Consider the following 13,347-nt stretch of genomic DNA (forward strand, 5'->3'; position numbering starts at 1 on the left):
ACTTATATGGAACAATCAACAGGCAAACCCCCACGTATCGAAGTGGTCGATGCATTAAGAGGATTCGCCGTCATGGCCATTATTTTAGTGCATAATCTGGAACATTTTATTTTTCCCGTCTATCCGACGGAACAACCTGCATGGCTGACTGTTCTGGACGAAGGAGTGTTTAACGTCATATTCTCCCTGTTTGCAGGAAAAGCCTATGCCATTTTCGCTCTCCTATTCGGGTTTACATTCTATATCCAATGCCATAACCAGGAAAAGAAAGGAAAAGATTTCGGTTACCGCTTTTTATGGCGGTTGGTTCTCCTACTTGGTTTCGCGACACTGAATGCGGCTTTTTTCCCGGCCGGAGATGTGTTGCTATTGTTCGTCGTGGTAGGGCTTGTTTTGTTTCTGGTCCGCAAATGGAGCAATAAAGCGATCTTTGTGACAGCGGTGATATTGCTGCTGCAACCGATTGAATGGTATCATTATATAATGAACCTGCTTAACCCTGCCCATGCTTTGCCGGATCTCGGCGTAGGCGCCATGTACGGAGAAGTCGCCGAATATACCAAAGCCGGAAATTTCTGGGACTTCATTTGGGGAAATATTACATTAGGACAGAAAGCAAGTTTGTACTGGGCTATCGGAGCCGGACGTTTTCTGCAAACAGCCGGACTGTTCCTGTTAGGGTTTTACATCGGCCGAAAAGAATTGTTTGTCACCACGGACACGCATCTGCGATTTTGGGTAAAGACCCTTATTATTGCAGCAATCTGCTTCGCTCCGCTATATTCATTGAAAGAACAAATCATGGCCGGTGGCAATGCCTTGATCAAACAAACTGTGGGAACAGTTTTCGACATGTGGCAGAAATTTGCTTTCACCTTCGTCCTTGTTTCTTCATTTGTGATCTTGTACCAAAAAGAATGCTTCAAGAAAGCGGTTTCGGCTTTGCGCTTTTATGGTAAAATGAGCCTGACCAACTATATTACGCAATCAATCATGGGAGCGGTCATTTATTTCCCGTTCGGGCTCTATTTAGCTCCTTATTGTGGCTACACCGTCAGTTTGCTGATCGGATTCATCCTTTTCCTCCTACAAGTTTGGTTCAGCAAATGGTGGCTGGCAAGCCACAAGCAGGGTCCTCTGGAAAGCATCTGGCATAAATGGACTTGGATGTTTTAGGCATTTGCTTTCCGTGCCAGCTCGAACAGTTTCGGATTAATATGGCAATAACCATCGACATTCTTGTCCAAATAATCCTGATGATATTCTTCTGCGGCATAAAAATTGGCGAGCGGCATCACCTCTATGGCAATCGGTTTCGTATATTCCTTTGCCAGTTCTTTAATGGCGGTTTCGATCACCGGAACATCCTTTTTATCGGTATAATAAATACCCGTACGATACTGTAAACCGCTATCTCCGCCCTGACGGTTGACACTGGTCGGATCTATTGTCTGAAAATACAGATTCAGCAATAGGTCCAGACCTACCGTTTGCGGATCATAAACAACTTTCACCGTTTCCGCAGCTCCGGTATTTCCGGTACAAACCTCCTTATAAGTTGGGTTGGGAACTTGGCTGTTGGCATAACCGACTTCCGTTTTTTCCACACCTCTGATCTGTTTCAGGAAATGTTCCGTACCCCAAAAACAACCGCCTGCCAGATATATTTCAGCCTTGTCTTTCATATTCATATTTTCTTTTTCCATTTAAATCAAACTCTTTCAAATTACCGGCGTTGCCAGCCCGGCTGACACATGCCAATAACAATGCAATAATAACAATATTTCTCATAGCCTTTCTGTTTTTCAATAACAAATCGAAAATATTTTTTGTTGTTATAGAAAAATTAAAGTCATAACATACAAATGGGAAATAAAGATTATCAAAAACGTGTGGCAGCCATACATGACTTGTCCGGATTCGGGAAATGCTCTTTAACGGTTGCATTGCCTATCCTCTCCGCCGCCGGAATAGAAGCGTGTGCCATGCCGACCGCCATATTATCGACTCATACAGGAGGAATCAGCGGCTATACATACCGCGACCTGACAAGTGACATGCGGGCTTTTATGCAACACTGGAAATCGCTTGAGATACAATTCGATGCAACCTACAGCGGTTTCTTAGGATCGTTCGAACAATTGGATCTTGTCAAAGAGTTTTTCAAACTGTTCAGATCGGAAAACAATCTGATCTTGGTAGACCCGGTGATGGCAGATAACGGCGAACTATACCGCATATTCCAACCTGAGTTTGCCGCAGGCATGCGATCCCTATGCAAAAAGGCGGACATCATCGTCCCTAACCTGACCGAGGCGGCCTTGCTATTGGAAGAAAGTTACCATCCCGGTCCTTACACGCAGGCCTACATTGAAAGGATCTTAAAAAAGCTAAGTAAGCTCGGACCTGAAAAGATCGTACTGACCGGCGTATACTTTGAAGAAAAAGAACTGGGAGCCGCAACCTACGACAAAGGAAAAAATTCGATAAATTACCTGTTTACCGAAAGGATACCGGGCAGTTATCACGGCACGGGCGATGTTTTTGCAAGTGCTCTGTTGTCCGGTCTGCTAAATAACTTCAGCCTAAACGAATCAGCGCAGATAGCCGTAAATTTCACAGCCGGCAGCATACGCCGGACATACAATGCAAAAACAGATTATCGCTTTGGTGTTAATTTTGAACAATGTATTCCCTACTTTCTAAAAGAACTCAAACAGATATAATTATTCCAATTTTATTTTTCATCTTTGTAAAAATAATAAGATAAGAAAACATGAATAAAACTAAAATAGCAATTTCCGGCATAGGAGCTGTTGGCGGCTACTACGGAGGACTATTAGCAGCCCGTTACAAAGACACCGAAGGAATTGACATCTATTTCATCTCCCGGGGCGAAAATCTGAAAGAGATCCGCAAGAATGGCATCGAAATCAAAAATACATTCCTGACAATTAAAGCAAGGCCTACCCTCGCAACCGACAATCCAGCTGAGATAGGACCGGTCGATTATTTATTCTGTTGCACCAAAAGCTACGACTTGGAAGAGAACATAGCCCAACTGGCCCCGGTGATCGGCCCGAATACGGTTATCATCCCCTTGCTGAACGGAGCGGATATAGCAGAACGCATACAGCAGTTATTGCCGAACAATGAGATATGGAAAGGATGCGTTTACATCGGTTCCCGTCTGGTCAAACCGGGAAAGGTGGAAAAGTTCACCATAAAAGACAGGATGGTCTTCGGCAGCAAGGATACATCAACAAGTACAGGCAATTCGCGGACCACCCCGACAAAACGGCAGAAAGAATTGCAGGAAATATTGGCTAACGCCCGTATCTCAACCACAATACCGGATGATATAGACATGGAAATCTGGAAGAAATTCTTCATGATCTCGACCGCCGCCACCATCACCTCCTATTTCAATGAGACGATCAGCGAAGCGATAAACAACCATATCGACCTGTTCATCACGTTAGGTTACGAACTCAAAAGCGTAGCCGTAGCCAAAGGAATCCCCCTGCCGGAAGACCAGATATTCTCCGCCATCGACGCTCAGAAGATCATGCCGAACAACTCCACCACCTCCATGCACAGCGACTTCCAAAAAGGTCACCGTACCGAGGTGGAAACATTGACCGGCTATGTCGTACGGGCGGCCCAAGAACTGGGGATCGAAGTTCCGACCTATCAGTTCATGTACAAAGGGCTGACCGAATTTCCCTATCCGGCAGCAAATTAATCCCAAATAAGGGAAGGGGGGGGGTGAGGATTGTCCCCTTCCGCTTATTTCTATTTGATCCAGACAAACAATTCTAATTATTAATAGCATATGAAAAGCAAATTCTATCTTTCTCTTATCCTGTGCTTTCTATTCAATATGGCAGGATATTCGCAGAGTACAGTTTTCGAATCACTCTCTTTCGAAAGTAACAAATTAGGCAGAAAAGTTTCCTATTCCATCTATCTGCCCTCCGACTACAACACCTCGAAAAGAAATTACCCCGTCCTCTATCTATTGCATGGTTATACGGACAATGAAACCAACTGGATACAGATGGGACAGATGAAAACGATTGCCGACCGTGCCATCGCAAATGAGGAAGCCGTTCCGATGATCATCGTCATGCCAGACGCATGGGATACCTGGTATATCAACCAATACGACGGAAAAGCGCCTTATGAAGACATGTTTTTTGAAGAACTTATCCCCTATATGGAAAAAACGTACCGGATTTGCAGTAATAAAGAAAGCCGGGCGATTGCCGGATTGTCAATGGGTGGCTACGGTTCGTTCCTGTACAGCTTGCATCATCCGGATATGTTTTGCGCATGTGCCCCGTTGAGTGCTGCCGTCTTTGACGACACAGTCATGGAAGCAAGAAAAAACAAATCGCATAAGGATCTATTCAACCGTCTGTTCGGACCGGGAGACGAACATTGGCAACAAAACAATGTCATGAAGATCCTTTCCGACTGGAATCAGAACGACTTGCCCAAAATCCGTTACTACATCGATTGCGGCGACGACGACAGTTTGCTGGACGGAAATATGCAGGTACACCAGATCATGAGGCAAAAAGGAATCAAACACGAATTCCGGGTACGCGATGGCGGCCATACATGGACCTATTGGCGGACAGCTTTGCCTGAAGTTCTGAAGTTTGTCAGCCAGGCTTTTTGCAGAAGTTGACAAAACCGTAATATTGGTACACCAAACTGTAATCTGTGTAAGTTGTAAATCATATTCTTTCATTATTTTTGCAACATAGAATAACAGACTTTCTAAAAAGAGCTTATTATGTTGCGAACAATCAGACTTACAACTGCACTTATCTGTTTTACGCTCGTCACCCTGCTGTTTCTCGACTTCACGGGAACATTGCATACGTGGTTCGGGTGGCTGGCGAAAATACAGTTCCTGCCGGCGGTTTTGGCATTAAACCTCGGCGTAGTACTGTTTCTTATTGCATTGACCTGGCTTCTCGGACGGGTTTACTGCTCCGTGATTTGCCCTCTCGGCATATTCCAGGATACTGTTTCATGGCTGGCGGGGAAACGGAAAAAAAATCGTTTCCGGTATTCCCCCGCCTTATCCTGGCTAAGATACGGGGTTTTGGCGATATTTATCCTTGCCATGGTCGGCGGATTAGGTGCATGGGCCGCATTGATCGCACCTTACAGCGCTTACGGACGTATCGCCTCCAATTTGTTCGCCCCTCTCTGGCAATGGGGAAACAACCTGCTGGCCTACTTAGCCGAACGGGCAGACAGCTATGCATTCTACGAAACGGAAGTTTGGCTGCGAAGCCTCCCTACTTTCATCATTTCATTGCAGCAATTACCTTTATCACTCTAATCATACTTGCCTGGCGAAACGGACGGACCTATTGCAACACAATCTGTCCGGTAGGTACGGTTTTGGGTTTGATCTCCCGTTTTTCCGTTTTCAAACCGGTCATCGATACGTCCAAATGTAACAGCTGCGGCTTGTGTGCTCGTAATTGCAAAGCAGCCTGCATCAATGCGAAAGCACACGAGATAGACTACAGCCGTTGCGTCGCCTGCATGGATTGTATCAACAAATGCCGGCAGGGAGCCATCCACTACACACGCAGAAAGGCAAACAAGGCTGAAACACAAGCCAACCAATCCGGTGCAGCCCGGCCCGACCGTCGCAAGTTCTTTACCGTATCGGCATTGCTTGCCACTTCTGCTGCACTGAAAGCCCAGGAAAAAGCACAACTTCCGGACAAGAAAGTCGACGGCGGATTAGCCGTTATCGAAGATAAAAAGAAACCGAACCGCGCAACGCCGATCACACCTCCGGGCTCGTTGAGCGCAGCCAACTTCTCCCGGCATTGCACCGCATGTCAGCTCTGTGTGTCGGTTTGTACGAACCATGTACTGCGCCCATCGGAAAGCCTGCATACGTTTATGCAACCGGAGATGTCGTACGAACGAGGATATTGCCGTCCCGAATGCACCAAATGTTCGGAAGTCTGCCCGGCCGGAGCTATTCGTCCGATTACCAAAGCAGACAAAACAGCTATTCAGATCGGGCATGCCGTACTGATCCAGGAAAACTGCATCGTCAACCGAGACGGCGTCACCTGCGGCAACTGCGCACGCCACTGCCCAAGCCAAGCAATCCAGATGGTGGCAAAAGACCCGAACGACCCGGACTCACCACTACTGCCGGTCGTAAACGAAGAAAAATGTATCGGTTGCGGAGCCTGTGAAAACCTGTGCCCGTCCCGTCCGTTCAGCGCCATTTATGTGGAAGGACACGAACATCACCGGAATATTTAATCAGAAATAAAAAAAGAATCATCCTATATGAATAAAGACAATCACCAAACGATAAACCGTCGCGACTTCCTGAAGATCGTAGGAATCAGCACGGCAACCACTGCCCCATTGCTCTCCGGGTGCAGTTCAAACAACAGAGCGAACGCAGGAACAAGCAGCTCCACCCCTATTCCGACGGATCAGATGACGCACCGCACGACACCGTCCACAAAAGACAAGGTTTCCATCCTCGGCTACGGATGCATGCGACTGCCGACCATTGCCAAAAGCAGCGCAAGGGAAAGCGACGACGAAATCGACCAAGAGATGGTCAACCGGCTGACCGACTATGCCATCGAACACGGCGTGAACTATTTCGACACATCGCCCGCCTATTGCAAAGGACGTTCGGAGCATGCTGTGGGGATCGCCCTCAGCCGTTATCCGCGTGACAAATATTATATCGCCACCAAGCTCTCGAACTTTTCTCCCGACACATGGAGCCGCGAGGCCTCTATCGCGATGTATCACAATTCGCTCAAGGAACTGCAAGTTGATTATCTCGACTATATGCTGCTCCACGGGATCGGTATGGGTGGCATGGAAGCCTACGAAAACCGGTATGTCAAGAACGGCATACTCGACTTTCTGCTCGAAGAGCGCAAGGCAGGGCGTATCCGCAACTTAGGTTTCTCTTATCACGGAGATATAGAAGTGTTCGATTATTTGCTTTCGAAGCACGACGAGTATCAATGGGATTTCGTCCAGATCCAGTTGAACTACTTAGACTGGAAACACGCCAAGGAGATCAACCCGCGGAACACCGATGCTGAATATCTATACGGGGAATTGCAGAAACGAGGAATACCCGCCATCATCATGGAGCCGCTACTCGGTGGCCGGCTTTCGAACGTGCACGACCATATCGTCGCCCGCCTGAAACAACGCGAACCGGGACGTAGCGTCGCATCCTGGGCCTTTCGGTTTGCCGGTTCGTTTCCAGGTGTGCTCACCGTGCTGAGCGGCATGACTTACATGGAACACTTGCAAGACAATCTCCGCTCCTTCTGTCCGTTGCAGCCGTTGACGGAAGAGGAAAACCATTTCTTGTTTGACACCGCCGACTTGATGATGCAATATCCGACCGTCCCGTGTAACGACTGCAAATATTGCATGCCTTGCCCCTACGGGATCGATATTCCGGGGATTTTGCTTCATTACAATAAGTGCGTGAACGAAGGAAACGTTCCACAGGGCGGACAGGATGAAAACTACCGCGAAGCCCGCCGCGCCTATCTGATCGGGTACGACCGCAGCGTTCCGAAGCTCCGCCAGGCTGATCATTGCACGAGTTGCGGCCAATGCAATCCGCACTGCCCGCAGGGAATCGACATTCCGAAAGTCTTACAACGGATCGACCATTTCGTCGAACAACTGAAACAAGAGACATTGTAAAGAAGCTTTTCCGAATCAGAGTTAGTACTTAAAAAACGGGGATGCGACCGGATTGTTCCGGCACATCCCCGTTCCCAAATCATCCATCTCTCCTGCCTCAGAGATTATATTCTCCCTTTCAAAAGCAACCCTCGCCGAGATTTTAGCGCCATATAGTTGAATATCAAAAACACTGTAGTGCCCAACAAGGCGAAAACCGAACCGATCAACGCCGTACTTTCCACCCCTGCGCCATGTTCGATCGCTAATCCACCGAAATAAGCCCCCACAGCATTTCCTAAGTTAAAAGCAAGCTGCACCATTGCTCCGCCCATCATTTCTCCGCCGGGCGAATATTGAAGCAATAACAATTGCTGCGGAGAAGAAACGGCAAACAGACAACCGGTACAAACGCACATCAGCAAAGCGGACAAAAAGCCAGACGAGGCGAAAATATAAATCATCAGAAGTGAAGCGAACATCAAGAACTGCATGGACATCGCCACAACACCCGGCGTAAAACGATCGGAAAAATGTCCTCCCAAATAGTTACCGACACACATGCTCGCACCTGCCAGCAACATCAATACCGGCATCGTCCCGACGCTGAAACCGGACACCTCCGTCATCAACGGGTTGACATAACTGTACCAGCAAAAAGCCCCTCCGTTTCCCAGCATGGTAGCAGCAATCAGCATCCAAGGCTCCGGCCTTTTCAAAAAGCGGAACTGTCCTTTCAGATTAGTTGCCGGCAGAGCAGGCAAAACAGGGACCCAGCGCCGGATAAAACAAATCGTCACACCACCCCATACCGCAGCAATCACAAAGACTAAACGCCAAGACAGGGAATGTCCCAGAAAATTCCCGGCCGGGACACCGAACAAATTAGCGACCGTCATTCCCATAATCATAATCGCTACGGCAGAAGTGCTTTTCCCTTTCTCCGCCAAACGGCTGGCGACAATCGAACCGACTCCGAAGTAAGCCCCATGCGGTAATCCCGATATAAACCGGGCACACACACCCATCCAATAATCGGACGACAAAGCCATCAGCAGGTTCCCTGTAACGGAAAGCCCGACCAAGGCAAGCAGGATCGTACGCAACGGCCAACTTCTGGCCACCAGCACGACCAATGGTGCTCCCACGCAGACCCCCAACGCATAAGCCGAAATAAGATGTCCGGCTTCAGATAAAGAAATATTAAATCCCGCCGCCACATCCGGCAAGATACTCATCATAATAAACTCTGCAATCCCCAGCCCGAATGTGCCAAAGGACAATGCATACAAACCTTTCTTCATAACCTAATTCAATCTTTTTGTTTTTCCGGCTGCAAAGAAACAACAAAATTATCATTTTCCACAAATGTCCTTAAACGGGCAATACAAGCAGGCTTTGCCGTTCGGGGTTTGCCGGAATGGAGTTTCTGTGTCGAAGATTTCATCCAGGCAATTTCGCAGGCTGTTTTCAAAATCCGTACGATAATTGTCGAAGTCCAAGACCTGTTCTGTCTTGAACCGGTCCGTACGGCGATAAATACCGGAGTCGAAAGAGGGAGAAAAAAGAGTCCGCATGTAATAGATACCCGGCTGGATCGCTTTCGCCCCATACATCCATGCATACATAAAGACCTGCATGACAGCCTTGGCACGATCTTTATCCTCTTTGTCGAAAAGGGCCTCGACTGAAGTGAACTGTGTCGTTCCGCTCCCACTCTTGTAGTCGATGATGCGGACAGCATCGCGCACTTCGTCTATACGGTCGATGAATCCTTTCAGCTGGATTTCGCTCTTATCCGCCAACGGGAAAAGGTTTTTTATCTTCTTTTCCGATTCGATATAACGGAAAGGAGTCAGTTTGGCATCCCGTTCCAGCACTTTCTCCACATATTTGCGGATCATCTCGCCGATCAGGAAATTCTGTCCGGTAAGCGGACGAACGATATCTGTCTTAAAGAAAATCTCGGCAAAAGCACGGGCAACCGCCCCCATCAACATTGGCGTATCCTTCCGGATCGCTTTCAGCAGATCGGCCGTCACCATCTTCCCGCAGAAAGGCTGATACAATTCTTCCATCACCTTATGCAGGATGCTTCCGAAAATATTACTTTCGATCGTTTCGCTCACCTCTTCTTCTTCCCGTATGCCTTCGACAACGGAGAAATAGAACTTCAGCGGACAATCCAAATAAGTATTGACTGCACTTGCCGATATCGCCCTCTCTCCGCCACGCCGGAAAGCCGCCAGGCGGTTCATGACTTCCTTCGTCTTTGCCACCTGCAAGGCCGGAGTCTTGGAAGAAGAGACGTTGTAAACGACCAGTTTGTTCCGTATCGGTTCCTCATAATGATAATGCAATTGATGGACGAAACGACTCACCTCGCCCGTCTGCAATCCGTTACTCCGGGTGTCATAGAGCAGGCTGACGTGGCTGGCACGGTAGATCAAACGATAGAAATGATACGCCCAAACGCTGTCCTGATGCTCGTATGTCGGCAGGCCGAATCCTCGGCGAAGATTATAAGGAATGAACGAATTGGCTGCTTTCCTTAACGGGAAAATTCCTTCATTCATCGAAAGGATAATCAATCGGTCGAAATCGAGCGCACGAGTCTCCAAAACCCCCATGATCTGCAAGCCGGAAAGAGGTTCGCCGTGGAAAGGGATCGTAATCGTGTCTGTCACACGTTTCAGCAAACGGAAATAGGTATCGATCTTCATTTCGACATTCGCCTCCTGCATGACTTCCTTCATCCGGTTGACGGTAGCGAAATAATGGAAGATAAACTCTTGCTCGATATCGTTAATAGTTGAAAGTTGAGAGTCGGAAGTTGAAAGTTGCTCCGCGTCACTATCTATATTTTCCACTTTCCACTTTCCACTTTCCACTGCTTTATTCAACTCCTGCAACACGCCAATCAGATAATCGGAGAAAGCATCCACCGCCGTTACCGGCGTAAAGAGAATGGACAACAAGGGGGTCTTGTTCAGATCGTCATAGGATATGTAAATCTTGTTGTTTTCCGAAATATCTTTCACCAGGTCGGAAACCACCTCAGGAGAGGTCGTCGAGACATACCGATGGTTCAAGATCGGCAAGACATCCCGAAAATAAAACACCGGTCGCCGGTCCACATAGCGAATGTTCTTTTGCAAAGCCAGAATATATTCCATCAAAGAAGCGACCGGCGTACCGGCCAACGGATATCCCATCGTCACGTTGATCCGCCTGATTTGTTCGGGGATGGCATTCAAGACCGGGATCAACAAGTGTTCATCCGGCAGGATCACAGCCGTCCGCAACGCTTCTTCCGCGCTCATCTCGTCTTCCTTGCAAAGTTCACTTAAAAGACTGTGCACCTGTTTGGCCTGTCCGATGCCGGAAGGAATGCCGATCACCTCTATCTTCTTTTTGCCGCCATCTTCATTGTCAGTTGCCAATTGCCCATTGCCAATTAATTGCGACGGGAATTGCCGCAAATTGCGTTCTACGAAGTAAGAGGCTTTATTATCCGGATCCGTCACTTTCGGCGAAGCATAATCCCAATAGAAATCGGCTATTCCCCGTTTCTGCAACTCGGACAGGAAACGTTCTTCGGCCACAGAGAGGGCGTTCAGGCCGACAAACACGACTTTCGTATAAGGAAGGTCGCAACATTCGTTTTTCTCCAGCAGCTCGACCACTTCCCGAAAAATCATCCCTTCATATCCCTTGCCTTCGGCAGCAAGCGCTTCCCGCAAATCGGCATATAGGGCGTATAGAATTTGCCAGACTGCCAAAAACTGTTCCTGGTTGGGCGTATCTCCTTTCGGATAGAAAGAAGACCAAAAGGTCCGGATAGCCGCAATCTGTTCGGGGCTTAAAAAGCTGAAATCATTCTCAATCTCACGAAGGTCCGTCACGTTTGTAAAAAGCATGCGGGCGTCAACCATGTATTTGTCGATATCATCGAAGTCATTCAACAACATTTCCCCCCAATAAAGAAACTCGTCGAATGTTTCGGAAGAACCGCTATGGTCCAAATAGATATCATACAGTTTAAACAACATGCTGATCCGGTCTGCCGTCTGCTTTCCGCTCAACTGCACAAACAAATCGTTGATCGTCAGGATCGTCGGCGAGAAAAGCGGTTTCTCCGATACTTCCGACAAATATTTCTGAAAGAACAGCCCCGTACGGCGGTTCGGAAAAACAAAAGCCAAGCGGCTGACTTCTGCTCCGTATTTGGAATAAAACAGGGATGCGACCTGATATAAGAATGGTATCATTAGTTGTTTGAATTGGTAAATGTTGATTTATCGGTATGGGACTTGGATGACACGGCCATACAAAATAATTGTCGTTTGTAGGGGCAGGGCTCTGCTCTGCCCTTCGAATCCGGCAAGGCGGACTTTATTTTCATTGGGCGGAGTAGAACCCCGCCCCTACGAGACACCATTATTTCATTATACACCAGTAAATCAGTATTTATATTATTTTATTGCAATATACTCTCTATCGCCTGCAACTCTTCCGTTGTAAAAGCCGTGTTTTGCAACGCCTTCAAATTGTCCGCCAACTGCGCGACCGAACTGGCGCCCACCAGGACACTCGTCACCCGGTCGTCCTTCAGCAGCCAGGCAAGCGCCATTTCCGCAAGCGTCTGGCCGCGTTGTTTTGCAAGCTCATTCAACTGGCGGATTCTATTTATCTTTTCTTCCGTCACCTGCTCGCGTTGCAGATGGCCCGTAGATTTGGCAGCACGTGAATTTTCGGGGATACCGTTCAAGTATTTGTCCGTCAGCAAGCCCTGTGCCAACGGCGAGAAGGCGATCATTCCCACCCCTTCCTGCTTCAGCAGCGGCAAGAGTTCCGGTTCGGTCCAGCGATCCAACATCGAATAGCGTGCCTGATGAATCAGACAAGGCACACGATGCTCCTTCAAGACAGCGAGTGCCTTGCCGGTCTGTTCGGCATTGTAGTTCGAGATCCCGACATACAAGGCTTTTCCCTGTCGGACGATGTCGGCCAACGCTCCCATCGTTTCCTCGACCGGCGTCTGCGGGTCCGGACGATGCGAATAGAAAATGTCCACATATTCCAATCCCATCCGTCCGAGGCTCTGGTCCAGGCTTGCCATCAGATACTTGCGACTTCCCCAGTTTCCATACGGACCGGGCCACATATCATATCCCGCCTTCGTGGAAATAACAAGCTCGTCCCGGTATCTTCCCAGGCCTTTCTTCAGGATACGGCCGAAGTTTTCTTCCGCCGATCCGTATGCAGGACCGTAATTATTGGCAAGGTCAAAATGTGTAATCCCATTATCAAAAGCGGTATGTGCAATCTGAATGAAGTTGTCGAACACATCCACGCTGCCAAAGTTATGCCACAATCCCAAAGAGATGGCCGGCAACAGCAATCCGCTCCGCCCGCAACGCCTGTAAACCATATCGGCATACCGGTTATCATTTGCTTTGTATATTTCCATACTATGATATTTTAGTTACCATGAATCTTTTTTCAGAGATACAAATATAATCAAGAATACCCAAAGAACAGGCCATTCGGACAAAAACAAAAAAAGGCCATCCTCACGGACAGCCAATCTTCATTGTTAACCTTAAATCTAATACC

The 13,347-nt window shown here is 48.0% G+C and carries 11 protein-coding genes and 1 pseudogene; 7 read left to right on the forward strand and 5 right to left on the reverse strand.

Features of this window, described 5'->3' with window-relative positions; genetic code table 11:
* The first annotated feature begins 6 nt into the window (after positions 1–6).
* Positions 7–1,176, forward strand: a complete 1,170-nt coding sequence (locus BQ9893_RS04320; protein ID WP_075964889.1) for a DUF418 domain-containing protein — start codon at positions 7–9, stop codon at positions 1,174–1,176.
* On the opposite strand, the pseudogene msrA reads toward BQ9893_RS04320, so the two are convergent.
* Together msrA and BQ9893_RS22330 are read right to left on the reverse strand one after the other, a co-directional pair.
* A pseudogene (msrA, locus tag BQ9893_RS04325) lies at positions 1,176–1,685 on the reverse strand (peptide-methionine (S)-S-oxide reductase MsrA); the annotation flags it as partial. The gene BQ9893_RS04320 and the pseudogene msrA overlap by 1 nt on opposite strands.
* Positions 1,669–1,791: a hypothetical protein gene (locus tag BQ9893_RS22330; RefSeq protein WP_262497369.1), complete on the reverse strand. Its 123-nt coding sequence runs from the start codon at positions 1,789–1,791 to the stop codon at positions 1,669–1,671. The gene BQ9893_RS22330 and the pseudogene msrA, both read right to left, overlap by 17 nt.
* Before the next feature lie 74 nt (positions 1,792–1,865).
* Here BQ9893_RS22330 and BQ9893_RS04330 point away from each other — a divergent pair, with 74 nt between their 5' ends.
* From BQ9893_RS04330 to BQ9893_RS04350, 6 genes are all read left to right on the forward strand, one after another.
* Entirely contained in the window at positions 1,866–2,726 is an 861-nt protein-coding gene (locus BQ9893_RS04330; protein ID WP_075964890.1) for a pyridoxamine kinase, read from the forward strand.
* 50 nt (positions 2,727–2,776) lie between these two features.
* Positions 2,777–3,745 (forward strand): ketopantoate reductase family protein, encoded by a 969-nt coding sequence (locus BQ9893_RS04335; RefSeq protein WP_075964891.1) that lies wholly within the window; start codon positions 2,777–2,779, stop codon positions 3,743–3,745.
* Positions 3,746–3,835: 90 nt separating this feature from the next.
* Positions 3,836–4,696, forward strand: a complete 861-nt coding sequence (locus tag BQ9893_RS04340) for an alpha/beta hydrolase (protein ID WP_075964892.1) — start codon at positions 3,836–3,838, stop codon at positions 4,694–4,696.
* A 108-nt stretch (positions 4,697–4,804) separates the two neighbouring features.
* Positions 4,805–5,362, forward strand: a complete 558-nt coding sequence (locus BQ9893_RS22500; protein ID WP_394333226.1) for a 4Fe-4S binding protein — start codon at positions 4,805–4,807, stop codon at positions 5,360–5,362.
* On the forward strand, positions 5,302–6,315 hold the full coding sequence (locus tag BQ9893_RS04345; RefSeq protein ID WP_394333227.1) for a 4Fe-4S binding protein: 1,014 nt from the start codon (positions 5,302–5,304) through the stop codon (positions 6,313–6,315). The genes BQ9893_RS22500 and BQ9893_RS04345 overlap by 61 nt, the downstream gene beginning before the upstream one ends.
* A 27-nt stretch (positions 6,316–6,342) precedes the next feature.
* Positions 6,343–7,749, forward strand: coding sequence for an aldo/keto reductase (locus BQ9893_RS04350; RefSeq protein WP_075964893.1), 1,407 nt, complete (start codon positions 6,343–6,345; stop codon positions 7,747–7,749).
* A 104-nt stretch (positions 7,750–7,853) separates the two neighbouring features.
* Here the strand turns inward: BQ9893_RS04350 and BQ9893_RS04355 are convergent, their stop codons facing one another.
* The 3 genes from BQ9893_RS04355 to mgrA form a co-directional block, all read right to left on the reverse strand.
* Positions 7,854–9,032, reverse strand: coding sequence for an MFS transporter (locus BQ9893_RS04355; protein ID WP_075964894.1), 1,179 nt, complete (start codon positions 9,030–9,032; stop codon positions 7,854–7,856).
* 51 nt (positions 9,033–9,083) lie between these two features.
* Positions 9,084–11,999, reverse strand: a complete 2,916-nt coding sequence (locus BQ9893_RS04360; protein ID WP_075964895.1) for a PD-(D/E)XK nuclease family protein — start codon at positions 11,997–11,999, stop codon at positions 9,084–9,086.
* Between the two features lie 209 nt (positions 12,000–12,208).
* A complete protein-coding gene (mgrA, locus tag BQ9893_RS04365) occupies positions 12,209–13,201 on the reverse strand; it encodes an L-glyceraldehyde 3-phosphate reductase (RefSeq protein ID WP_075964896.1) in 993 nt (330 codons plus the stop codon).
* Positions 13,202–13,347: the final 146 nt, after the last annotated feature.

It is taken from the genome of Parabacteroides massiliensis (assembly GCF_900155425.1).
Taxonomy (GTDB): Bacteria; Bacteroidota; Bacteroidia; order Bacteroidales; family Tannerellaceae; genus Parabacteroides; species Parabacteroides massiliensis.

Bases quoted from the DNA above. Each gene is read 5' to 3' on its own strand.
- BQ9893_RS04355 (WP_075964894.1), bottom strand. From the start codon at position 9,032: ATGAAGAAAGGTTTGTATGCATTGTCCTTTGGCACATTCGGGCTGGGG.
- BQ9893_RS22330 (WP_262497369.1), bottom strand. From the start codon at position 1,791: ATGAGAAATATTGTTATTATTGCATTGTTATTGGCATGTGTCAGCCGG.
- BQ9893_RS04350 (WP_075964893.1), top strand. From the start codon at position 6,343: ATGAATAAAGACAATCACCAAACGATAAACCGTCGCGACTTCCTGAAG.
- BQ9893_RS04340 (WP_075964892.1), top strand. From the start codon at position 3,836: ATGAAAAGCAAATTCTATCTTTCTCTTATCCTGTGCTTTCTATTCAAT.
- BQ9893_RS04360 (WP_075964895.1), bottom strand. From the start codon at position 11,999: ATGATACCATTCTTATATCAGGTCGCATCCCTGTTTTATTCCAAATAC.
- BQ9893_RS04320 (WP_075964889.1), top strand. From the start codon at position 7: ATGGAACAATCAACAGGCAAACCCCCACGTATCGAAGTGGTCGATGCA.
- BQ9893_RS04330 (WP_075964890.1), top strand. From the start codon at position 1,866: ATGGGAAATAAAGATTATCAAAAACGTGTGGCAGCCATACATGACTTG.
- BQ9893_RS22500 (WP_394333226.1), top strand. From the start codon at position 4,805: ATGTTGCGAACAATCAGACTTACAACTGCACTTATCTGTTTTACGCTC.
- BQ9893_RS04335 (WP_075964891.1), top strand. From the start codon at position 2,777: ATGAATAAAACTAAAATAGCAATTTCCGGCATAGGAGCTGTTGGCGGC.
- mgrA (WP_075964896.1), bottom strand. From the start codon at position 13,201: ATGGAAATATACAAAGCAAATGATAACCGGTATGCCGATATGGTTTAC.